We start from the raw sequence: 23,170 nt of genomic DNA, 5'->3' as shown, positions 1-23,170 counted from the left end.
CGATGGCGCAGAGCGATTATTGCTTTCGAGGGAAGTGCGCGGATCATCTCGCGTGAGAGCTGCGCGCGAGCCGCTTGCTGAATCCCACGCCATCGTCGGCGCGGGCGCCTGAAATACCCATTTTGCAAGCGCCGTGACATGGCGCAATCTTTGTTTGACGAAACGGGTTGAATGCTTCGATCAATTGCCTGACGACGGCGCGCGGCTCACGCCTTGGCCAATCGTTGCAGCGCACAGAGTTACATTTCTACGGTCCGCATCCACCGAGGTAGACGCCGGTGAGGCGATTCAAGCGAGCCCTGTGCAAAACGCAGTATATCACATTTTCGACTCCTTTGACGACGAACACTATGAGTTCATTTCCTAATTTTTGAGGAAGAATGCCTCTCACGCCCCATCTGCGCCGGCTCGAAGCCGAAGCGGTTTTCATTTTGCGAGAAGCGGTGGCCGAGTTCCGGCGTCCGACGATGCTCTATTCTATCGGCAAGGATTCGAGCGTGATGTTGCATCTCGCGCTCAAAGCCTTTTTTCCAGCCAAGCCGCCTTTCCCGCTGTTGCATGTCGACACCACGTGGAAGTTTCGCGAAATGATTGCGTTCCGCGACCAAACCGCGGCGCGCGTCGAAATGGATTTGATCGTTCATACAAATGAAGACGGGCGAAAGCGCGGCGTTTCGCCCTTCACATGCTCCTCATCCGCATACACGCAAGCAATGAAAACCGAGGCGCTTAGACAGGCGCTGAACGAAGGCGGATTCGACGCGGCCTTCGGCGGCGCGCGTCGCGACGAGGAGAAAAGTCGGGCGAAGGAGCGCATCTTCTCGCATCGAACTGCCTCCCACGGTTGGGATCCTAAGACTCAGCGTCCCGAACTTTGGCGGATATTCAACACCCGTCTCGGCGCCGGCGAGACCATGCGAATCTTTCCGCTGTCGAATTGGACCGAGACCGACGTCTGGGATTACATCGCCGCGGAAAACATCTCGGTCGTGCCTCTTTATCTCGCAAAGGAACGGCCGATCGTTCGCCGCAACGGCGCTTACATCATGGTCGACGATGAAAGGTTTCCGCTGGGGCCGGATGAAGTCGTCGAATCGCGGCGCGTGCGCTTTCGAACGCTTGGCTGCTATCCATTGACCGGAGCCATCGAATCGGAGGCGGACACGCTGGAGGCGATCATCGCGGAAATGCGACAGGCCTCGACCTCTGAACGTCAGGGCAGGCTGATCGATTTCGATGAGTCTGCGTCGATGGAGCGAAAGAAGCGCGAGGGCTATTTCTGATGACCGCTCCCTTTATCGCAGAAGCGGAAATCCTCGCAAAAGCCCAGCCAAGCCGGCCGCGGCCTACTTTGCGGGTCTTGACCTGCGGATCGGTCGACGACGGCAAGTCAACGCTCGTTGGGCGTCTTCTCTATGAACGTCGGCTGATCTTCGACGATCAACTTACCGCTCTGCGCAGCGACTCGCTGCGCCATGGCGCTTTGGGCGAGGAGATCGATTTCGCCTTGCTGGTCGACGGACTTGAGGCCGAACGCGAGCAAGGCATCACGATCGATGTCGCTTACCGCTATTTCTCCACGCCCGCGCGTTCGTTCATCATGGCCGACGCGCCCGGCCATGAGCAGTATACGCGCAACATGGCGACGGCAGCGTCTAACGCCGAGCTGGCCATACTGCTCGTCGACGCCCGCAAGGGTCTGCTGACGCAGTCGCGGCGACATGCGACGATCGCCTCTCTGCTTGGCGTTCGGCACATCGTGCTCGCCGTCAACAAAATGGATCTTGTTGATTACGACCAAGCCGTGTTTGAAAGAATTGTCGGCGAATTTGAAAGCGTCGCCGCATCGCTCGCCTTTCGCTCCGTCGAAGCAATCCCCATTTCTGCCCGCCACGGGGACAATGTCGTCGCGGACTCGGCGAATATGCCGTGGCGTGACGGCCCCAGTCTCCTGGCCTATCTCGAAAACGTCGACGTTGAGACGGATGGCGCCGATGCGCCGCTGCGGCTGCCGGTGCAATGGGTCAATCGCCGAAGCGACGCCTTCCGTGGTTTCGCCGGCGCCATCGCTTCCGGCCGCCTCCAGGTCGGCGATGAGATCGTAGCGGCCGCCTCCGGACGGAAGACCAAAATCGCGCGTATCGTCGCCATGGGCGGTGACCTGTTCAGCGCCGCTGCGCCGGACTCGGTCATGGTGACCTTCGCCGACGAAATCGATGCGTCGCGCGGCGACGTTCTCTGCCATCCGACAACGCGCCCGAACGTCGCCGACCAATTTGCCGCGCATCTGATTTGGATGAGCGACGACGCCCTTCTGCCTGGCCGTTCCTATCTGATCAAGATCAACGGCCGGTCTCTTGCCGCGAGCGTGACGGAGATCAAGCACAAGCTCGACGTGGACACTGGCGCAAAGAGCGCCGCCAAGACGCTGAGCCTTAACGAGATCGGCTTTTGCAACGTCGCGACCGCCGCGCCCGTCGTCTTTGATCCTTACGATGAAAACCGCACGACGGGCGCTTTTATCGTGATCGACCGCTTCACCAATGCGACCGCCGCCGCAGGGATCATCGCCTTTCCTCTGCGCCGCGCCACGAATATCCATCTTCAGGAGCAATCCGTCTCCAAGGCGACGCGCGCGCGTCTCAAACATCAGTCGCCCGCGGTCCTATGGTTTACCGGGCTTTCCGGCGCGGGAAAATCGACGATCGCCAATCTCGTCGAATCCAAACTTGTCGAACGTCACGCCCATACGCTGATGCTCGACGGCGACAATGTGCGGCACGGCCTCAACAAGGACCTCGGCTTTACCGAAGCCGACCGCGTCGAAAACATCCGTCGGGTGGGAGAAGTCGCGAAACTGATGGTCGACGCGGGCTTGATCGTGCTTTGCGCCTTCATTTCCCCCTTCCGCGCTGAACGGAGGATGGTGCGCTCGCTCGTCGGAGAACAGGAGTTCATCGAGATTTTCATCGACACGCCGCTCGATGTCTGCAAGGAGCGTGATCCCAAGGGCTTGTATAAGCGCGCGCTCGCCGGCGAGATCAAGAATTTTACCGGCGTTGATCAGCCCTACGAAGCGCCGGAATCCCCGGAATTAAGGCTCAGTTCCGCCGAACACTCGGCCGAATCCATTGCTGACCAGATTATCGCTTATCTCGAGGCGAACGAATTGCTGAGCGTATAGCGGCGCAAGGCGTCGCTCAGGTCAGCGCCATGACGTTGTTCCGCCACAGAGTCCGCGTAAGCGGCTTGAGCGACAACCGCCGCCTTCGCAATAGGGCGCGCCCTGGCGGGTGAGGGCGCGAATTTCAGGGCGGAGTCGATCGCGAGAAGCGGGCTTTTGATGAAGATATTGATCACCGGGGGCGCGGGGTTCATCGGCTCGGCCGTTGCGCGCGCCGTGATCGGCAAGAGCGTCGACCAGATTCTCGTTCTCGACAAGCTCACCTACGCGGGAAATCTCGCCTCGCTGCGGCCGATCGCCGACAGTTCCCGTTTCGCCTTTGTTCAAGCCGATATCTGCGACGTGGTGGCGGTCGCCCGCGCCTTCGCCGATTTTCAGCCGGACGTCGTCATGAATCTTGCCGCCGAAAGCCATGTCGATCGCTCGATCGACGGGCCGGCCGCCTTCGTCGAAACCAATGTCGTCGGCACATTCGTCATGCTGCGGGCGGCGCTCGACTATTGGCGGCGGCTCGATCGCGCCCACGCGCGCGCCTTCCGCTTCATGCATATCTCCACCGATGAGGTGTTCGGCGCGCTCGGCGCGGAAGGCCTGTTCCGCGAAGACACGCCCTATGCGCCGACGTCGCCCTATTCGGCGTCGAAGGCGGGGTCGGATCATCTCGTGCGGGCCTGGCGCCACACATATGGTCTTCCGACGATCGTCACCAATTGCTCCAACAATTATGGCCCCTATCATTTTCCCGAGAAGCTCATTCCGCTCACCATCATCAACGCGATCGAGGAGAAGCCGCTGCCGGTCTATGGGCGCGGCGAGAATGTGCGCGACTGGCTTTATGTCGAGGACCACGCCTTCGCGCTGATGCGCGTTGCGCGCGAAGGGGAAGTCGGCGAATCCTATAACGTCGGCGGACGCAACGAATGGCGCAATATCGACGTGGTCGAAGCGATCTGCGACCTCATGGACGAATTCCGTCCGCGGCGCGCCGGACCGCATCGCGATCTCATCGCCTTCGTCGCCGATCGGCCGGGACATGATCGGCGCTACGCCATCGACGCCTCCAAGATCGAGCGCGAACTCGGATGGCGGCCGGCCGAGCGGTTCGAAACCGGTCTTCGCAAAACCGTGCGCTGGTATCTCGACAATTCGGATTGGTGGCAAGCAATCCGCTCGGGCGCCTATCGGGGCGAGCGCCTCGGCGTTCTTGCCGAGCAAGATGAAGACGCCGTCGCCTGACGCGCGACAGGGGGCTGTCTGTCGGACGCGCAGGTTTCGTCACGCTCGAGCCCGATACGGAAGTCATCTACAAGGTGACGAACGTCTATTCGCCGCAGTATGATTGCGGCGTCGCCTCGGACGACCCTGACATCGGGATCGCGTGGCCCGCCGCCGCCGGAAGCGCCGTGCTGTCGGACAGGATCGCAAATGGCTGCGGCTGCGTGATCTGGCGGAGGTTTTTGGGTAAAGTGGGCAGGATGAAGCGCATCGCCGTCACCGGGCTCACCGGCCAGGTCGTCAGCTCCCTCATCGAGCGCGCGCCGAGAGGCGTCGAATTGCTCGCGCTCGGCCGTCCGCGCTTCGACCTCTCCTCGCGCGACATGGTTCTGGCGTCGCTGCGCAGCGTGCGCTGCGACGCCATCGTCAACGCCGCCGCCTATACTCAGGTCGACAAGGCCGAGAGCGAACCCGACGTCGCGATGCGCGTCAATGGCGCGGGCGCGGGCTTCGTCGCCGAAACCGCCGCCGAACTGAAGGTGCCGCTGCTGCATCTTTCGACCGACTACGTCTTCGATGGAACGCTCGATCGCCCCTATCGCGAAGACGACGAACCCAGCCCGACCGGGGCCTATGGACGTTCGAAGCTCGAAGGCGAAAGGCAGATTGCCGCGCGCTGCGAGAATTGCGCCGTTTTGCGCACCGCCTGGGTTTACAGTCCGTTTGGAGCGAATTTCGTCAAGACGATGCTGCGTCTTGGCGAAACGCGCGATGAAATCGGCGTCGTCGCCGATCAGATCGGCAATCCGACGAACGCGCTGGACATCGCCGACGCGTTGCTCGCCATCGCCGAAAGGCTGGTCGACGATTCCGATCCGCGTCTGCGTGGCGTTTTCCACATGACCGGGCAGGGTGAAGCAAGCTGGGCGGACATGGCGGACGCGATTTTTTCGGCGGCGGAGAGGCAGGGCCGCAAGCCCGTGCGCGTCAAGCGCATCGCCACCGCAGACTATCCGACGCCGGCCCGCCGTCCGGCGAATTCACGGCTCGACAACGCCAAGCTCGAAGCCAGCTACGGCGTCGCGCTGCCCAACTGGCGCGACTCCGTCAACGCCTGCGTCGCGCGATTACTTCCCCACTGAACCGGCGATCATCAGTAGAGAACGCTCGATCGCGTGCGCGAGAGTCATCGGCGCAGACGTCACGAAACCCGAAGAATTTCGCGGCGATGGCGCGTCCGCGATTCGGGCCTGGGCGCATCGCCGCAAGGTCAACACGCGCTCTCGCGTGCAATTCTCGCAAAATCAGATGTGAATTCAAAGGCCGCAATGGCGGGGGCTTACGCCCCTGCGTGCGGCGTGCGACGACCGGCTGAGCGACTAGTTTCAAGATTTCTTGATTTTTGGCCCTTTCCCTGCCATATAGGGCCGAACTTCATCTCATAACGATCATTCTCGGATGATCGCCGATTGAGAGTGGGGCCCTCCGGGGACCCGCTCTTTTTGCTTTGATCGTTCGAGAGCTTCAAGGACAAGGCTTGACGCAAAACGCCGCCGCCAGCACGACCTTTGACGAACCGCGTCTCGTCAGTGAGACCGGCGTCGCCGCGCGCGTAGCGCATCTTGTAGAGCCGGTGCTGGGGCAGTTGGGCTACCGACTGGTGCGCGTGCGGCTCTTGCAGCAGAACGGACCGATTCTGCAAATCATGGCGGAGCGTCCGGACGGAACGATGACCGTTAATGATTGCGAGGCGGCGAGCCAGGCGCTGTCGCCGGAACTCGACGTCGCCGATCTCATCGCCAGCGAATATCGTCTGGAGATCTCTTCTCCGGGCGTCGATCGTCCGCTGGTGCGTCTGTCGGATTTTCACCGCGCCATCGGTCATGAGGTCAAGATCGAACTGACCCATCCCGTGGCGAGCGGCCGCAAGCGCTTTCGCGGCGTCATTCGCGGCGTCGAAGGCGAGGGGCAAGGCGCGACGCTCGCGCTGGAGCGCACCGACGCGCGCTCGGACGAAGAAAAAGCCGTGTCGCTGCCGCTCGCCGATCTCGACGAAGGCCGGCTGGTGCTGACCGAGGCGCTCATTCGCGAGTCGCTGCGGGCTGGAAAGCTCCAACAGACTGAAGAGAAGCAGGAGGAGGCGGACGCGGAGGAACGTCCGCGCCGTGGACCGGGACGCTTTCGCGGCCCCGCGCAACAGAAGCAGAAACCGCTGGCTCCGGCCGGCGTTCAAACCCAGTTCAAGAAGGCCGGCGGCAAACCAAAGCCCTCCGGCCGTTCGAGGGGAGACTAACAATGGCCGTCAGCGCCAACCGACTTGAGATTTTGCAGATCGCCGAAGCCGTCGCGCGCGAAAAGTCGATCGACCGTTCGATCGTCATCGCGTCGATGGAGGACGCGCTGCAGAAGGCGGCGCGCTCGCGCTACGGCCAGGAAACCGAAGTGCGCGCCGAGATCAATTCCAAGACGGGCGAAGTTCGCTTCTCGCGGCTGCTGCTTGTCGTCGACGAGGTGGAAAACGACTCGACGCAGATTTCGCTCGCCGAAGCGCGCAAGCGCAATCCGGCGGCGCAGTCCGGCGACTGGATCTCCGAAACGCTGCCGCCTTTCGACTTCGGCCGCATCGCCGCGCAGTCTGCAAAGCAGATCATCGTGCAGAAAGTGCGCGAGGCCGAGCGTGACCGCCAGTATGAGGAATACAAGGATCGCATCGGCGAAATCGTCAACGGCGTGGTCAAGCGCGTCGAATACGGCAATGTCGTCATCGACCTTGGCCGCGGCGAAGCCATTATCCGCCGCGACGAGATGATCCCGCGCGAAATGTTTCGCCCGGGCGATCGAGCCCGCGCCTATGTCTACGATGTGCGCCGCGAGCAGCGGGGCCCGCAGATCTTCCTCTCGCGCACCCATCCGCAATTCATGGCGAAGCTGTTCAAGCAGGAAGTGCCGGAGATCTATGACGGCGTCATCGAGGTGAAGTCGGTCGCCCGCGATCCGGGTTCGCGCGCCAAGATCGCTGTGGTGTCGCGCGATTCCTCGATCGATCCGGTCGGCGCCTGCGTCGGCATGCGCGGCTCCCGCGTTCAGGCGGTCGTCGGCGAGCTGCAGGGCGAGCGCATCGACATCATTCCCTGGTCAGCGGACGCCGCGACCTTCATCGTCAATGCGCTGCAGCCGGCGGAAGTGGTTAAGGTCGTTCTCGACGAGGACAGTTCACGCATCGAGGTCGTGGTGCCTGACGATCAGCTTTCGCTCGCGATCGGGCGGCGCGGCCAGAATGTGCGTCTCGCCTCGCAGCTGACCGGCTGGGACATCGACATTCTCACTGAGGCCGAAGAGTCGGAGCGCCGGCAGAGGGAATTCGTCGAACGCACGAAGTCGTTCATGAACGCCATCGACGTCGACGAGGTCGTCGGGCGGCTGCTGGCGTCCGAGGGCTTCCGCTCGGTCGAGGAGCTCGCCTATGTCGAACTTCCTGAACTCGCGACGATCGAGGGCTTCGACGAGGATACCGCCGCGGAAATTCAGAACCGCGCCAAGAACTATCTGGAGCGCATCGAGGCGGAGAACGAAGAGCGCCGAAAGGCGCTTGGCGTCGCCGACGACCTGCGCGAGATCGAGGGCCTGACGAGCGCGATGATGGTCAAGCTCGGCGAGAACGACGTGAAGACGATGGAGGATTTCGCCGGCTGCGTGCCGGACGACCTCGTCGGCTGGAGCGAGAAGAAGGATGGCGAGACGACCAAGCACGAGGGCTTTTTCGAAGGCATTGATCTGTCGCGTGAAGAGGCTGAAGCGATGATCATGTTCGCGCGGGTGCGCGTGGGCTGGATCGAGGAGCCTGTGGCGCCGGTCGAGGTCGAAGCTGAAGCTCCGGCCGAAGGCGAATAGCGGATTGATCGAGGGCATGACGCGCGAGCCGCATGTTTCGGAGAGGACCTGCATCGTGACGCGCCAGAGCGGCGCGCCCGAGGCGATGATCCGCTTTGTGCGCGGGCCGGACGGCGCGCTCGCGCCCGACATCAAGGCGCGGCTCCCTGGCCGCGGCGTCTGGGTGACGGCGCGCGCCGACGTCGTGGCGCAGGCGGCGCAAAAGCGTCTGTTCGCGCGCGCGCTGAAGACGCAGATCGACGCCGCGCCGCAACTGGCCGAGGACGTCGACCGGTTGCTCGAAGCCGATTGTCTGCAGATGCTGTCGCTGGCCAATAAGGCGGGCGCCGTTGCGGCCGGCTTCGGCAAGGTCGCCGACGCCCTGGCGCAAGGTTCTGTCCGCGCCCTTATCGAAGCGCGCGACGGCGGCGAAGACGGCAAGCGCAAGCTTGCCCAAGCCGCCCGGCGCGCGGGGTCGACGACCCCCGTCATCGGCTTATTTTCGTCGCTGCAATTGGATTTGGCGTTGGGCCGCACAAATGTGATACATGCTGCCCTCGCCGGGAGCGGTCCGACGACGGCTTTCATCGGGCGATGCCGTCGACTCGCAGCCTATCGGGGCGTATGCATCGACGGCGCGCCGGCGACGGGCGACGAAATCGAAGCGAAGCCGAACGGCTGCGCAGAGTAAAGTTAACGGGTCGTAGCGACCCAGGATTGGGAACTGGATGAGCGAAGGCGAGAACAGCGGCGACAAAACTCTGACCGTCGCGCCGTCGAAGACGTTGCATTTAAAGCAGCGACCGGTCGAGCATGGCATGGTCCGTCAGAGCTTCTCCCATGGCCGCTCAAAAGTGGTCGTGGTCGAGAAGGTGAAGCGTCGCGCGCCCGGACAGCCCGAGCCGGCGAAGCCGGCCGGCGCGACGGCCCCGATTGCGGAGTCGCCGCCGCCGCCGCCGAAGGCCGCGCCGAAATCCGCGACCCAACGTCCCGCGCCTGCGCCGCGCTCCGGCTCCGGCGTCGTGTTGCGCGCGTTGACCGATGAGGAGCGCGAAGCGCGCGCTCGCGCGCTGGTCGACGCGAAATCGCGCGAAGAGGACGATCGCCGCCGCGCGGAAATCGACGCCAAGGCGCGCAACGAACGCGAGGAGCGCGAACACGCTGAGCGCGCCGCCGCCGACGCGCGCAAGCGCGAGGAAGAAGAGCGTCTCGCGCGCGAAGCCGAATCGAAACGCAAGTCCGAGGAAGAGGCGCGTCGCCGGCTGCCGGCTGACGCCGCCGGCGTTGGGGCGCCCCGCAGTCCTCCCGTCGGGGCTGCCGCGCCTGGTCCGGCCGCGACGCGCGCCCCCATTCGCACCGAGGGCGAAGCCGCGGTGCGTCGTCCGCCGGTGCGCACCATCGGCGGCTTTACGCCGCCCCAGCCGCCACGCCCGACTCCCTCTCGCGGCGGCGCGATGAAGGATCGCGGCCGTCTGACGGTCTCCACCGCCACCGCCGGCACCGACGAAGAGCGCACCCGCTCCGTCGCCTCATTCAAGCGCCGGCAGCAGCGGCTGTTCCGCGGTCAGGTGGAGCAGAAGGAAAAGGTTCTGCGCGAGGTGATCCTTCCCGAGACGATCACCATTCAGGAACTCGCGAACCGCATGTCGGAGCGCGCCGTCGACGTCATCCGCCTGCTGATGAAGCAGGGCGAGATGCACAAAATCAACGACGTCATCGACGCCGATACGGCGCAGCTCGTCGCCGAAGAGATGGGCCACACGGTCAAGCGCGTCGCCGAATCCGACGTCGAGGAAGGCCTGTTCGACACGCCCGACGTCGACGCCGATCTGACGGCGCGTCCGCCGGTCGTCACCATCATGGGCCACGTCGACCACGGCAAGACGTCGTTGCTTGACGCCATTCGACAGGCCAATGTCGTCTCCGGCGAGGCCGGCGGCATTACCCAGCATATCGGCGCCTATCAGGTGACGGCCCCGAACGGTCACGCCATCACCTTCATCGACACGCCCGGCCACGCCGCCTTTACGGCGATGCGCGCCCGAGGCGCCAAGGTGACGGACATCGTGGTGCTGGTCGTTGCGGCCGACGACGGCGTCATGCCGCAGACGATCGAGGCGATCAATCACGCCCGCGCCGCTCATGTGCCGCTGATCGTCGCTATCAACAAGATCGACAAGCCGGACGCGAAGCCCGAGCGGGTGCGCACCGAACTGCTGCAGCATGAAGTGCAGGTCGAGACCATGGGCGGCGAGACGCTCGAAGTCGAAGTCTCGGCGAAGCAGAAGACCAATCTCGACAAGCTGCTCGAACTGATCGCGCTGCAGGCTGAGGTGCTCGACCTGAAGGCCAACGCCGATCGCGCCGCCGAAGGCACGGTCATCGAGGCGCGGCTCGACAGAGGCCGAGGGCCTGTCGCGACCATGCTGATTCAACGCGGCACGCTTCGTGTCGGCGACATTGTCGTGGCGGGGACCCAATGGGGCCGCGTGCGCGCGCTGCTCGATGATCAGGGCGCCGCGCGACCCGAAGCCGGTCCGAGCTTCCCCGTTGAGATTCTGGGCTTCAGCGGCACGCCGGAAGCGGGCGACCGCGTCGCTGTCGTCGAGTCGGAAGCCCGCGCCCGCGAGATCGCCGAATATCGCGAGCGTATGAAGCGCGACAAGATCGCCGCGCGCGGCGGTTCGGCGCGCGGTTCGCTTTCCGACATGATGAGCCAGCTCAAGACGGCGGGCCGCAAGGAATTCCCGCTCGTCATCAAGGGCGACGTGCAGGGCTCGGTCGAAGCCATCGCCGCGGCGCTCGAAAAGCTCGGCACCGAAGAAGTCGGGGCGCGCATCGTGCATGCCGGCGTCGGCGGCATCTCGGAATCCGATATTTCGCTCGCCGAAGCCTCCAACGCCGCGGTCATCGGCTTCAACGTGCGGGCTCACAAAGAGGCGCGCGACGCGGCCGAACGCGCCGGCATCGAGATCCGCTACTACAACATCATCTACAATCTCGTGGACGATGTGAAAGCGGCGATGTCGGGTCTGCTTGCGCCGACGCTGCGCGAGACCATGCTCGGCAACGCCACGATCCTCGAGGTCTTCGATATTTCGAAGGTCGGCAAGGTCGCCGGCTGCCGCGTGACGGATGGCAATGTCGAGCGCGGCGCCAATGTGCGGCTTATCCGCGACAATGTCGTCGTGCATGAGGGCAAGCTCTCGACGCTCAAGCGCTTCAAGGACGAGGTCAAGGAAGTCACGGCCGGACAGGAATGCGGCATGGCTTTCGAGAACTACCAGGACATGCGCGCCGGCGACGTCATCGAGTGCTATCGCGTCGAGGAAATCAAGCGAACGCTGTAGGCGGCGCTGCGCCGCCGCAAAAACATCATGGCCGGGCGCGTCCCGGCCATCCTCGTTGCGCTGAGCCGCGCTACCTTCATTCGTTACGCTTCATGCGCGGAATGTCCGCCACAGGCGCGGGCGTGAGACGACTGCAATCATCGGGTCCAAAATGTCCAGAGCTCATCACTCACAGGCGGGCGCGCCGTCGCAGCGCATGTTGCGTGTCGGCGAACTCGTGCGCCACGCCGCCGCCCGGCTGCTCACGCGGGGCGAAATCAGCGATCCGGTGCTCGAACAGCATGTCGTGACTGTTTCGCGGGTGAAGATGAGTCCCGATCTCAAGCTCGCGACGATTTACGTCGTTCCGCTTGGCGGCAAGGATGAGCCGGAGGTGCTCGCCGCGCTGGATCGCCACAAGCGATTTTTGCGCGGAGAGATTGTGCAAGAGGTGAATTTGAAGTTCGCGCCCGAAATCCGCTTTCGCATCGACGACACATTCGACAATGTGTCGCGCATCGACGCGCTGCTCAGTTCCGACCGTGTGAAGCGCGATCTCGCCGATGGCGACGACGCCAAAGAGGATGGCGTTGAGGAATGAGCAAAAAGAAATCGGACCGCGTCGTCGTCGACGGCTGGGTGGCGCTGGATAAGCCTGTCGGGCTCACGTCCACACAGGCGGTGTCGCGCCTCAAGCGCATCTACAACGCCCAAAAGGCAGGCCATGCGGGCACGCTCGATCCGCTCGCGTCCGGCATTCTTCCCGTCGCCTTCGGGGAAGCGACAAAGACCGTGCCTTTCGTTCAGGACGGCGAGAAGGCCTATCGCTTCACCGTGCTTTGGGGCGTCGAGACCAATACGGACGATTCTGATGGGCGCGCGACGCGGGAGAGCGCCGTGCGGCCGGAGCGCGCCGCAATCGAAGCTCTGCTGCCGCAGTTCGTCGGCGAAATCTTGCAGACGCCCCCGCAGTTCTCGGCGATCAAAATCGCCGGCGAGCGCGCCTATGACATCGCCCGCGAGGGCGAGCAGGTCGATTTGAAGCCGCGAGCGGTCAGGATCCGCTCGCTGACGCTGATCGACGCGTCTCGCGACGACGCGACATTCGTCATGGAATGCGGCAAGGGCGCTTATGTGCGCGCGGTGGCGCGGGATCTCGGCCGGATATTGGGCTGCTTCGGCCATGTCACGGCGCTGAGACGCACCCGCGTCGGACCTTTCCTCGAGGAAGACGCCTATACGCTCGACGAGATCGAAACTCAGAACATGGCCGCTGAGGCGCTGCTGTCGGTCGAGGCTGGACTGGCCGAACTGCCTTGCGTCGTCGTCGATCGCGACACGGCGGCGCGGTTGCGGCGCGGCGGCTCGGTGATTTTGCGCGGCCGCGACGCGCCGCATGAGGGCATTGTCTACGCCGCTTGCGGTGGCGTGCCGGTCGCCTTCGGCGAAATCGTCCAGGGCGCGCTGGCGCCGGCGCGGGTGTTTAATCTGCCGTTCTGACCAAGCGTGTCTCGCCGACTGCTGATGACCATCGCGAGGACAGGTGCGCCAGGCGCCTGACGCCGCATTTTCGGCGATGTTGATCTTGTTCCTCGAAGCTTGTCCTATGGGCTCCGAGATTCGCTGCACATGACCCGTCCGCCCAAACTCCTCGTCTTCGATTCCGGTCTCGGCGGCCTCACGGTCTTTGCTGAGATCGTCAAGCTGCGGCCATCGGCGGACTATCTCTATTGCGCGGATGACGCCGGCTTCCCCTACGGCTCCTGGAAAGAGCCGGAACTCGTCCAACGTGTGATGGATCTCATGGAGCGGCTGATCGCCGAGCACGCGCCGGACATCGTGGTCATCGCCTGCAACACCGCTTCGACGATCGTACTGCCCCATTTGCGCGTGCATTGGCCCGCCTTGCCTTTCGTCGGCACGGTGCCGGCGATCAAGCCGGCGGCCGAGCGCACCACGTCAAAGATGATCTCGGTGCTCGGCACGCAGGGCACGGTGGCGCGCGACTATACGCAAAACCTCATCGCGCAATTCGCCGCACATTGCTCGGTGACCCTGGTGGGCTCGAAACGCTTGGCCAGTCTCGCTGAGAGCTACATGCATGGGGAAAGCGTGAGAGACGTCGACATCGCCGCGGAGATTGCTCCCTGCTTCAAGGAAGAAGGCGGCAGGCGCACGGACGCCGTCGCGCTCGCCTGCACGCATTACCCGCTGCTGGTCGACGAGTTCAAACGGCTTGCGCCCTGGCCGGTCGAGTGGATTGACCCCGCGCCAGCGATCGCGCGGCGCGCGGATCAATTGCTTGTCGAGCGCTTCGGCGCAGATGCGCCGGGAGGCCAGCCGGTCTCCCGTAGCATCATCTTCACGAGCGGCGCTCGTCCCCCGGCGCCGCTCGCCGCAACGCTCGCGCGCTACGGCCTTGCGTTGACCGCTGTCGCCCCTACCGCCTAGTGCGGGGCGTGGTCGAGTTTCGCCAGCGCCTCTTTCGCGTGCTTGACGCCGCCCTTGGCGTCGCCTTTTTCGCCAAACTTGATCGCCTGCTTCAGATGGACGATGCCGGCGCGCACGAAGCGGTTCGACTTTTCCTTCTGGGCGGCCTGAGCGTGCTTCAAAGCTTCCTTGCCGTGTTCCACGACCCCGTCGGCCTTGCCTTCTAGACCGGCGTCCACCGCCTGGCGCGTATGGGTGATCGCTTCGGCGACATGATTTTCCTGTGCGAGCGCAATTGGCGAGAACAACGCCGCGACCGATAGTGAGATGAGGGCGATGAACGTTCTGCGGATCATAGTTTCCCCTCCCAATAACCTTGATTAAACGCGGCCTTGACCGTTACCGTCAGCTCCGCTTTTGTAGATTAATGCGCCCACGGTTCCGCGCAAGAGCCGCGACGCCTGCGCGTCTCGCTGACGCGCGTTAGGGTCTTGGGCGATCGGTCAAGGTTTCGAGAAAAGCGACGATGGCGTCGATGTCTTTTTCGGACAGCCGCGACTTTTCCCCCGGCTTGCGATCGTAGGGAACCTCTTCGACGTTGACGTTTTCATGCGCGGAGGCCGGCAGGTCGTCATATTTTGCCGGCTTGCCGCGCCGGTCTTTGGGATACCAGCGGCCGGGATCGGTGTCGCGCGTCGCATAAAAGGCGACGACGTCGCGCAGCTTGTCGAAGACGCCATTGTGCAGATAGGGGCCGGTGACGGCGATGTTGCGCAAGGTCGGCACTTTGAAAGCGCCGCAGACGCTCTCGACCTTGAAGTCCGCAGGGGCGACTTCAGCGAGTCCTGGTCGCGCGCACAGGCCAAGATCGGGAGCCGACTCAGGCTTCGACGCGCTCGGAATCGCTTTGTTTCTTGGGCCGCCGAGCGCGTCATAGGTGAAATCGGTGAAGAGCCAGTCCTGCGGATTGCGCGAATCTTCCTTGCCGGCGTGGCAGGCGAGGCAATTGCCCTTCTTCGTGTCCTTGAAGAGTTCGAAGCCTTTCTTCTCCAGCGCCGTCAACTGCGCTTGCCCGCGCAAATAATCGTCGAATTTGGAGGCGAAGGGATGAAAGCGCGCGCTCGCCTCGAAGGCGACGACCGCTTGCGCGAGCTTCACGAAGGCGGCGTCCGGATCGGCGAAGACTTTGTCGCCATAGACCTGGCGGACGAGGTCGGCGTAGGCGCCATCGCGCACCGTCTCGACGACGAAGCGTTTCGACGGGGCGTTCATTTCGAGCGGATCGAGCATCGGACCTTCGACCTGGGCGAGGAGATCGCTCGCGCGGCCGTCATAGAACTGTCCGCCAGCCGGGATTTTTTCGATCTTGCCGGTCTCTTCATCCTTATCGTCGATGAATTCGAAAGGCGGCGCGAAGGACGCATACATGATCGACGGCGTGTTGCGCTTGCCCAGAGACGTCGGCAGCGAGCCCCGCGCCACGGCAGGGACGCTCGAACCATTATTGCCTTGAAAGGCCGTCGCAGCGTCATGGCAGGAGGCGCAGGAGACGCCCGCCGGACGCGACAGGCTCGCGTCTTCGAACACGCGCTTGCCGAGGAGTTCGAGCGCCGTCAGGCCGCGTTCGTCCGCCGCGCCGGCGCGCGTTGGCGCGGGCTGAGCGTAGAGCGGGGAGCCGAGCACTGCGAAGACGGCGCAAAGCGCAGCTCGGCGCGCCTTGCGTAGACAGGAAAGGGTCACTTGAGCAGCCCGTTGGAGAAGACAAGCGCGTTTCTTCGCGCCCTGCGAAACTTTAGGAATCGCGCGGCGCAAAGGTCAATTTCGTTAATTTGGATATCTTCCAGCAAGGCCGCGCATTTACGCCGCATGCAGCGCACGCAGCAGCAAGCTGCGCCGTAAACGCACATCCAAGAGACTGAAATTAAGCAGGTTTAATGTCCTGAAAGCAACCCGGCGCAGTACAGCCACATTTTAACGATTGTCTGAGCGCGGATGGTGCGACCGCGCGCGACTCATCGCCGAGTCCTTGGCGCGCGGCCAATGAAAGGGTTCAGGCATGATGGATATCGGCGACGATAAGGAGCTGATGGCTGAATTTGCCGAGTTTAAAGAGTTACTGCGTCGCGACCTCGGCCACGCCCCCGAGCCAACCGCAGGGCCGGGTCAGGGCTTCGAGCGCCCGCCAACGAATGCAGCGATCAATCCGGGTCCTTCGCCTCAGGCGCCGCGCGCAGAGGAAGCTTGGAGCGCGGTCCATGCGACCGACGAAGAATTCTACGACGAGCCGGAGGACGAACGCGAAGGCGGCCGTCGGGCCTTGTTCTTCGCGGCGGCCGCGGTGGTTATCGCCGGACTGGCGGCCCTGACCTGGGTCTTGGGGCCGTGGAGCACGGTCGAGCCGAGCGAGGATCCGGCGCTGGCCACGGCGCCGCCTTTGGCCGCTCCGGAAGCCGCTGAACCCGTTCTCGGCAGCGCCGCGCCGCAACCGCAAGAGACTGCGCCGACGGACGAAGCGGCCGCCAAAGCGCCCGCGCTTGAGGAAAGCGCCAGGGCGCCGGCCGAGCCTGCGCCGCCAGCGGCCGCCGCCGCTGAATCCGCGTCTGGCGCGGACGTCCAATCGGAGACAACGCCGGCCGCGGGCGCCGCGATGACGCCGCCGAAGCCGGCGGTTGCGCCGCTTGGCGCGAGCATTCCTGTTCCCGCCGGCGCCGCGGCTGCGCCGCAACTCGCGCCACTGCCCATGACGGCGACGGCGCCGCTTCCCATGCCGGCGACGGCGCCGTCGGCCCCTGCGCCGACATCGCCGCCCGCGGCCGTTCCGCCGCGAGCCGCTGCGCTGACGCCGCCGCAAGCGACTGCGCCCGCCGCGCCAGTTTCGCAGCCGCCGAGCGCGGCCGAACAAACGATTGAAACGCCAAAACCCGCGCCGCGCGCCAAGTTGGTGAAGCAGAAGAAGCCGCCGAAGCCGGTCGCCAGCCGAGCCAAGCCCGCCGCCGAGGCGCCGCCGCCGGTGGCCGTCGCGATGCCCGAGCCTGCCCCGGCGGCTCCGCCGCCGCCTCCCCCGAGCGACGGTCCGTTCGGCTTCGTCAAGCGCACCGTGAACAGTGTCGGATCGGCGATCGGGCTCGGGCGCTGAGCGAACGCGTGGAGCCATCGAAACGCCGACGCGCCCCGCGCCGGCGTTTTTCTTTTGGCGAATGGAGCGGCGGTGGCCTTTGCCAAACGCCATAGCCTGTGACTTTATCCAGCGACTGGGCGGCGCGATCCGCCTCGAAGATCCTGGAGAGCTAAGGCATGGCCAAGCCCACTCAAGCTGACGCAGAAGCGGCCGTGCGGGTTCTCATCGAATGGGCGGGAGACGATCCTAGTCGCGAGGGTCTGATCGACACGCCGGAGCGCGTGGCGCGCTCCTACCGCGAGCTTTTCGCGGGCTATGAAGTCGATCCGCGCGACTATCTCAAGCGCACCTTCGACGAGGTCGGCGGCTACGACGAGCTCGTGGTATTGAAGGACATTCGCGTCGTCAGCTTCTGCGAACACCACATGTTGCCAGTGACCGGGCGCGCGCATGTCGGCTATCTGCCGAACAATCGTGTGGTCGGGATCTCAAAGCTCGCGCGGGTCGTGCATGGCTTCGCGCGCCGGCTGCAGATTCAGGAAAAGCTCACCGCCGAGATCGCCGAAGCGATCCAGGATATTCTGGAGCCGCAGGGCGTCGGCGTCGTCATCGAGGCGGAGCACAGCTGCATGACGCTGCGCGGCGTCAACACCACCGGCTCGCTGCTGACGACGAGCCGCCTGCTCGGCGTCATCCGCGACGACCCGCGCACCCGCGAGGAATTCCTCGGCATGGTGCACGGGAAGTAAATCGCGCGGACGCCTTACGACAGCGTCATCTTCAGCTCCGCGACGATGGCGTCGCCCATCTCTTTCGTTGAGACGGTTGACGTCGCGTCGCCCTTGATGTCGGCCGTGCGCAATCCCTTGGCCAGCACATTGGCGATCGCCGCGTCGATGGCGTCGGCCGCCTTTGGCAGATCGAAGCTGTAACGCAGGGCCATGCCGAGCGAGCCGATCATGGCGATCGGATTGGCGATGCCCTTGCCGGCGATGTCCGGCGCCGAGCCATGGCAGGGCTCGTACATCGCATGGCGCTTGCCCTTTTCGTCAGCTGCGCCGAGGGAAGCCGACGGCAACATGCCGAGCGAGCCGGTGAGCATCGCGGCTTCATCGGACAGCATGTCGCCGAACAGATTGTCGGTGACGATCACGTCGAACTGCTTGGGCCAGCGCACGAGCTGCATGCCGAGCGCGTCGGCGAGCATATGTTCGAGCGTCACGTCGGCATATTCGCGCTTATGCAGCGCGGTGATGACCTCGCGCCACAGATAGCCCGACTTCATCACATTCGACTTCTCGGAAGAGGTCACCTTGTTGCCGCGCTTGCGCGCCAGTTCGAAGGCGACCCGGCCGATGCGCTCAATCTCATAGGTCTCGTAGACCTGCGTATCGACGGCGCGTTTCTGGCCATTGCCGAGATCGGTAATCTCCTTCGGTTCGCCGAAATAGACGCCGCCCGTCAATTCGCGCACGATCATGATGTCGAGGCCGTCGACGATGTCGCGCTTCAACGAAGAAGCGTCGGCCAGCGCGGCATAGCAGATCGCCGGGCGCAGATTGGCGAAAAGACCCAAATCCTTGCGCAGGCGCAGCAGGCCGGATTCGGGACGCAGGTCATAAGGCACGCCGTCCCATTTCGGCCCGCCGACGGCGGCGAGCAGCACGGCGTCGGCCTCAAGCGCGCGCGTCATGTCTTCTTCGCTGATGGCTTGCTTATGCGCGTCATAGGCGGCGCCGCCGACGAGCCCCCGCTCGACCTCGAAGCGCGCGACGCCCGCTTCGTTCAGAAGGGCGAGGACCTTCTCGGCCTCGGCGGAAATTTCCGGACCGATGCCGTCGCCCGGCAGGAGCAGAAGCTTGTAAGCGGCCATGAATACCTCGTCGTCGGCTTTGAAACTCGCGCCGTCAATAGAGCGCGCGACAAGGCGACGCAACCGCGCGAAATCTCTTTTGGTCGTGCGACAATTCGCCCGGCACGCCGCCCTTGCCGCAGCGCGTTAAGCCGTGCAGCTTGAAAAATGTCAAACGCAAGGGGGCTTCGCGCGAGACGCGTCAATCAACGAGCGACGTCCGCGAGAAGCGATGCGCAGGCTGTGCGCAGTTGGGAGACGCAAAGATGAAGAGCTATAAAACGATCGTGCATATTATGGCGCTTAGCCTGTTCGGCGCCCTCGCCGGCGTCGCGCCCGCCAAGGCCTTCTGCCTCGTCAATTGCGAGCCCAAGCCCGACGACGCGAAGAAGGTCTTCGAAAATCTCATCAAAAAGAAGTTCGACAAGGACGTGGTGATCGAGGACTTCAAAGTCACGCGCTTCTGGCCGCTCGACGTCGAAGGGGCCGGTCACGCCGGCTATGAGTTCTACTACACCGCGAAAGTGCGCTTCCCGAAGGGCGCCAATCTCGAATGCAAGCCGGAAGGCGGCGCGGCGAAGCCCGGCTGTTCGGACAATACGAGCTATTATTCGACGACGATCCAGAACCAGATGATCAAGGACAAGCAATATATCGAGCCGGGCAAGGTCGTCGACTTCAATGACGAGACCCGATTCGACGAAGAAGGCTCGAAGTGGAAGGGCCAGGACGGCAATTTTTATTGAGCGACGTCCGAGACTCTAATTGATCGCGAGCCGCAAGGCTCGCGATTCTTCGTTTAGACGGCTGATCGCACGGTCTTTATCCCCTTCCTTGCGCGTGGCGCTTGGTGTAAAAGGCCGCCCAACGGATTGCGCGTCGAGCGCGGCTCAGGCGCGGCTGGAAGGGTGCACATGCAGCAGGTCATTATCGCGATCCACCTGATGGTGGTCACGGCGCTCGTCATTCTGGTGCTTTATCAAAAGTCGGAGGGCGGCGCGCTCGGCATGGGCGGCGGCAGCGGCGTTTTCACCGGCCGCGGCCAGGCCAATGCGCTCACCCGCGCCACGGGCATTCTCGCGACGATCTTCTTTATCACCAGCATCGCGCTGACCGTGCTGCCGGCCTGGGAGCGGCGCAGCGAGGGCGGCGACGACTGGACCAAGGCGCTCGACCCAGGATCGATCCAGCTCAAGGAGCTTCCCAAGACCGAAGGCAAGGGCGAGCAGGGCGCGCCTGAAAAGGCGCCCGAACCCGGCAAGGACAGCATTTTCGAGCAGCTCCAGCGCGCCCAGCAGAAGCGCCAGCAGAGCGCGCCGGTAGAGGCGCCGCCGGCTGCAGCGACGCCGCCGGCCGCAATCCCGCCAGCGACGACTCCGCCCGCCGCCGAGGCGCCGGCGCTGCGCCCGTCGCAGGAGCCCGCTCCGCAGGCTCCGGCCGCTGAAGCGCCGAAGCCTGTCGCGCCGCCTGTCGAAGCTCCCAAGCCTGAAGCGGTTGCTCCCGCAACGCCCCCGGCCGCCGAAGCGCCAAAGCCCGACGCTTCGAAGACTGACGGCTTGAAGTGGGAAGCGCCGAAGACCGAGGCCCCAGCGGCGACGGCTCCGCAGGCCCCGGCCGCAGAAGCCCCGAAGCCCGTCGCGCCGCCTGCTGAAGCCCCCAAGGCGGAAGCGGTTGCGCCCGCCGCCGAAGCGCCGAAGCCCGACGCCTCGAAGAGTGACGGCTTGAAGTGGGAAGCGCCGAAGACGGAGGCTCCAGCCGCGCCGGCCCCGGCCGCGGAAGCCCCGAAACCCGCCGCGCCGGAAACCAAGCCCGCGCCTTCGACGATCTGGAAAGCGCCGACCCAGTAACCGGCGTCAAATCCGCCATCCGATGTTCTTGGCTGGGGGCAACCGCCCCCGGCCCGATAGAATCCGCTATCAGAATCGCTGGAAAGGCGTTAGGCGTTAGGTCCCATGGCGCGGTACATCTTCATCACCGGCGGCGTGGTCTCCTCACTTGGCAAGGGTTTGGCGTCGGCGGTGCTTGGCGCGCTGTTGCAGGCGCGCGGCTATACGGTCCGGCTGCGCAAGCTCGATCCCTATCTCAACGTCGATCCGGGCACGATGTCGCCCTATCAGCACGGCGAGGTCTTCGTCACCGACGACGGCGCGGAGACCGATCTCGACCTTGGACATTATGAGCGCTTCACCGGCCGCCCGGCCTCGAAGCAGGATAATGTCACCACCGGCCGCATCTACCAGGACATCATCAGCAAGGAGCGGCGCGGCGATTATCTCGGCGCGACGATCCAGGTCATTCCGCATGTGACCAATGCCATCAAGGAGTTCGTCGTCGATGGCAATGAGAACGTGGATTTCGCGCTGATCGAGATCGGCGGCACGGTCGGCGACATCGAGGGCCTGCCGTTCTTCGAGGCGATCCGCCAGCTCAAGAACGATCTGCCGCCGCATCACTGCATCTATATCCATCTGACGCTCCTGCCTTACATTCCGAGCGCCGGCGAGTTGAAGACCAAGCCGACGCAGCATTCGGTCAAGGAGCTGCGCTCGATCGGCATTCAGCCCGACATTCTGCTCTGCCGCACCGACCGCGAGATCCCGCGCGAGGAACGCCGCAAGCTCGGACTCTTCTGCAATGTGCGCGAACAGGCGGTGATCGAGGCGCGCGACGCCGCCAACATCTATGACGTGCCGCGCGCCTATCACTCGGCGGGGTTGGACGCGCAGGTGCTCGCCGCCTTCGGCATCGAGCCCGCGCCAAAGCCCGACATGAGCCGCTGGAACGCGGTGACGCAGCGCATCAACAATCCCGAGGGCGAAGTCACCATCGCGGTCGTCGGCAAATATACCGAGATGAAGGACGCCTATAAGAGCCTCATCGAGGCGCTTGCCCATGGCGGGCTGGCGAACCGCGTGAAGGTTAATCTCGACTGGATCGAATCGGAGATTTTCGAAACCGCCGATCCGGCCGCGCATCTTGAACATGTGCACGGCATTCTCGTTCCCGGCGGCTTCGGCCAGCGGGGCGCCGAGGGCAAGATCCTCGCGGCGCGTTTCGCGCGCGAGCGCGGCGTGCCCTATTTCGGCATCTGTTTCGGCATGCAGATGGCGGTGATCGAGGCCGCGCGCGCGCTCGCCGGAATCGACAAGGCGAATTCGACAGAGTTCGGCCCCTGCGCCGAGCCGGTCGTCGGCCTGATGACCGAATGGCTCAAGGGCAATGAACTGGAGAAGCGCGGCGTCGGCGAGGGTCTTGGCGGCACCATGCGGCTTGGCGCTTTTCCCGCGCTGTTGAAGCCCGGTTCGCGCATCGCGGGAATTTACGGCGAGACGGAAATCTCCGAGCGCCACCGCCATCGCTATGAGGTGAATTTCGCCTATCGCGAGCGGCTGGAGGACTGCGGGCTTTTGTTCGCGGGCTCTTCGCCGGACGGCCTATTGCCCGAGACGGTCGAAATCCCGGGCCACCCCTGGTTCATCGGCGTGCAATATCACCCCGAATTAAAGTCGCGCCCCTTCGAGCCGCACCCGCTGTTTGCAAGCTTTATCGCCGCGGCGAAGGCGCAGAGCCGGTTGGTGTGACATAGCAGTTCCAATTCGCCGGAATGCGTGCAGCCCCGTCATGGCCGGGACAAGGCCGGGCATGACGCGGAAAGAGTGCGCAGCCGTCATGGCCGGGCTCGTCCCGGCCATCCACGCCGGGACGATGCGCAAATGCTGCGGGGCTCGCGCTGCGGCGCCGCGTGGATGCCCGCGACAAGCGCGGGCATGACGCGGAGAGGAGGCGGATCCTCTCCTCGCCGATCAGTTCGCCAGATCCTCGTACAAGTCGCGCCACTCGGGATTCATCTCGAGAATGAGCCGGGCCTTCCACGCTCGGGGCCAATGCTTCATAGTCTTCTCGCGCTGGATCGCCGTGCGGATGTCGTCATGCGGTTCGTACCAGACGAGGCGCTTGAGGCCATAGAGTTGTGTGAACCCACGAATGCGGCGCTCGCGGTGCTCGAAGGCGCGGCGCGCGAGGTGGTTGGTGACGCCGAGATAGAGCGTCCCGTTTGGCCGATTGGTCATGATGTAAACCCAACCGCCACGCATAGGCGCATGGTGCGGACGAGAGAGCGTCGCGGCAAGAGTTTCAGCGCGTCATGGCCGGGCTTGTCCCGGCCATCCACG

General features: G+C 64.2%; 20 protein-coding genes. 16 read left to right on the top strand and 4 right to left on the bottom strand.

Going from position 1 to position 23,170, the window contains the following annotated elements:
* Positions 1–380: 380 nt before the first annotated feature.
* The 11 genes from cysD to murI all read left to right on the top strand — a co-directional run bounded on the left by cysD (position 381) and on the right by murI (position 14,049).
* Entirely contained in the window at positions 381–1,283 is a 903-nt protein-coding gene (cysD, locus tag IYW40_RS03195; protein WP_196399345.1) for a sulfate adenylyltransferase subunit CysD, read from the top strand.
* Positions 1,283–3,184: a sulfate adenylyltransferase subunit CysN gene (cysN, locus tag IYW40_RS03190; RefSeq protein ID WP_196399344.1), complete on the top strand. Its 1,902-nt coding sequence runs from the start codon at positions 1,283–1,285 to the stop codon at positions 3,182–3,184. The genes cysD and cysN overlap by 1 nt, the downstream gene beginning before the upstream one ends.
* A gap of 159 nt (positions 3,185–3,343) precedes the next feature.
* The gene (gene rfbB / locus IYW40_RS03185) at positions 3,344–4,420 is read left to right on the top strand and encodes a dTDP-glucose 4,6-dehydratase (RefSeq protein ID WP_196399343.1); all 1,077 of its coding nucleotides are present in this window, start codon (positions 3,344–3,346) and stop codon (positions 4,418–4,420) included.
* Positions 4,417–5,541 carry a dTDP-4-dehydrorhamnose reductase gene (gene rfbD, locus IYW40_RS03175; protein ID WP_348644225.1) on the top strand — a complete coding sequence of 375 codons (1,125 nt, stop codon included), beginning with the start codon at positions 4,417–4,419 and terminating at the stop codon, positions 5,539–5,541. The genes rfbB and rfbD overlap by 4 nt, the downstream gene beginning before the upstream one ends.
* Positions 5,542–5,936: 395 nt before the next feature.
* Entirely contained in the window at positions 5,937–6,692 is a 756-nt protein-coding gene (rimP, locus tag IYW40_RS03170; protein WP_196399342.1) for a ribosome maturation factor RimP, read from the top strand.
* A 2-nt stretch (positions 6,693–6,694) separates the two neighbouring features.
* Positions 6,695–8,290, top strand: a complete 1,596-nt coding sequence (gene nusA, locus IYW40_RS03165) for a transcription termination factor NusA (RefSeq protein ID WP_196399341.1) — start codon at positions 6,695–6,697, stop codon at positions 8,288–8,290.
* A gap of 16 nt (positions 8,291–8,306) precedes the next feature.
* Complete coding sequence (locus tag IYW40_RS03160; protein WP_246720603.1) at positions 8,307–8,960, top strand: RNA-binding protein; 654 nt, start codon at positions 8,307–8,309, stop codon at positions 8,958–8,960.
* Between the two features lie 37 nt (positions 8,961–8,997).
* Positions 8,998–11,619 (top strand): translation initiation factor IF-2, encoded by a 2,622-nt coding sequence (infB, locus tag IYW40_RS03155; protein ID WP_196399339.1) that lies wholly within the window; start codon positions 8,998–9,000, stop codon positions 11,617–11,619.
* Between the two features lie 151 nt (positions 11,620–11,770).
* Positions 11,771–12,199 (top strand): 30S ribosome-binding factor RbfA, encoded by a 429-nt coding sequence (gene rbfA / locus IYW40_RS03150; RefSeq protein ID WP_026222605.1) that lies wholly within the window; start codon positions 11,771–11,773, stop codon positions 12,197–12,199.
* The gene (gene truB / locus IYW40_RS03145; protein ID WP_196399338.1) at positions 12,196–13,098 is read left to right on the top strand and encodes a tRNA pseudouridine(55) synthase TruB; all 903 of its coding nucleotides are present in this window, start codon (positions 12,196–12,198) and stop codon (positions 13,096–13,098) included. Before rbfA ends, truB begins: the two co-directional genes overlap by 4 nt.
* A 129-nt stretch (positions 13,099–13,227) precedes the next feature.
* On the top strand, positions 13,228–14,049 hold the full coding sequence (gene murI / locus IYW40_RS03140) for a glutamate racemase (protein ID WP_196399337.1): 822 nt from the start codon (positions 13,228–13,230) through the stop codon (positions 14,047–14,049).
* Here murI and smbP read toward each other — a convergent pair.
* Both smbP and IYW40_RS03130 read right to left on the bottom strand, forming a co-directional pair.
* Positions 14,046–14,384 carry a small metal-binding protein SmbP gene (gene smbP / locus IYW40_RS03135; RefSeq protein WP_196399336.1) on the bottom strand — a complete coding sequence of 113 codons (339 nt, stop codon included), beginning with the start codon at positions 14,382–14,384 and terminating at the stop codon, positions 14,046–14,048. The two genes, murI and smbP, sit on opposite strands and share 4 nt — an antisense overlap.
* Positions 14,385–14,511: 127 nt before the next feature.
* Entirely contained in the window at positions 14,512–15,768 is a 1,257-nt protein-coding gene (locus IYW40_RS03130) for a cytochrome c peroxidase (RefSeq protein WP_196399335.1), read from the bottom strand.
* Positions 15,769–16,084: 316 nt separating this feature from the next.
* On the opposite strand from IYW40_RS03130, the gene IYW40_RS03125 reads away from it, so the two are divergent.
* Together IYW40_RS03125 and folE are read left to right on the top strand one after the other, a co-directional pair.
* Positions 16,085–17,164, top strand: a complete 1,080-nt coding sequence (locus IYW40_RS03125; protein ID WP_246720601.1) for a hypothetical protein — start codon at positions 16,085–16,087, stop codon at positions 17,162–17,164.
* A gap of 158 nt (positions 17,165–17,322) precedes the next feature.
* Entirely contained in the window at positions 17,323–17,895 is a 573-nt protein-coding gene (gene folE / locus IYW40_RS03120) for a GTP cyclohydrolase I FolE (RefSeq protein WP_196399334.1), read from the top strand.
* Positions 17,896–17,909: 14 nt separating this feature from the next.
* Here the strand turns inward: folE and leuB are convergent, their stop codons facing one another.
* Positions 17,910–19,019 (bottom strand): 3-isopropylmalate dehydrogenase, encoded by a 1,110-nt coding sequence (gene leuB, locus IYW40_RS03115; protein ID WP_196399333.1) that lies wholly within the window; start codon positions 19,017–19,019, stop codon positions 17,910–17,912.
* Between the two features lie 245 nt (positions 19,020–19,264).
* On the opposite strand from leuB, the gene IYW40_RS03110 reads away from it, so the two are divergent.
* The 3 genes from IYW40_RS03110 (at position 19,265) to IYW40_RS03100 (ending at position 22,579) form a co-directional block, all read left to right on the top strand.
* Positions 19,265–19,744, top strand: coding sequence for a hypothetical protein (locus IYW40_RS03110; RefSeq protein WP_196399332.1), 480 nt, complete (start codon positions 19,265–19,267; stop codon positions 19,742–19,744).
* A 168-nt stretch (positions 19,745–19,912) separates the two neighbouring features.
* Positions 19,913–20,845, top strand: coding sequence for a preprotein translocase subunit SecG (gene secG / locus IYW40_RS03105; RefSeq protein WP_196399331.1), 933 nt, complete (start codon positions 19,913–19,915; stop codon positions 20,843–20,845).
* Positions 20,846–20,950: 105 nt separating this feature from the next.
* Positions 20,951–22,579, top strand: coding sequence for a CTP synthase (locus IYW40_RS03100; RefSeq protein WP_196399330.1), 1,629 nt, complete (start codon positions 20,951–20,953; stop codon positions 22,577–22,579).
* 222 nt (positions 22,580–22,801) lie between these two features.
* Here the strand turns inward: IYW40_RS03100 and IYW40_RS03095 are convergent, their stop codons facing one another.
* Positions 22,802–23,092, bottom strand: coding sequence for a GIY-YIG nuclease family protein (locus IYW40_RS03095; RefSeq protein WP_196399329.1), 291 nt, complete (start codon positions 23,090–23,092; stop codon positions 22,802–22,804).
* Positions 23,093–23,170: the final 78 nt, after the last annotated feature.

Origin of the sequence: Methylocystis sp. H4A (genome assembly GCF_015709545.1) — a bacterium.
Classification (GTDB): domain Bacteria; phylum Pseudomonadota; class Alphaproteobacteria; order Rhizobiales; family Beijerinckiaceae; genus Methylocystis; species Methylocystis silviterrae.
Note: the sequence above shows the minus strand (reverse complement) of the source record. Positions and strands in the feature narration are given on the sequence as shown.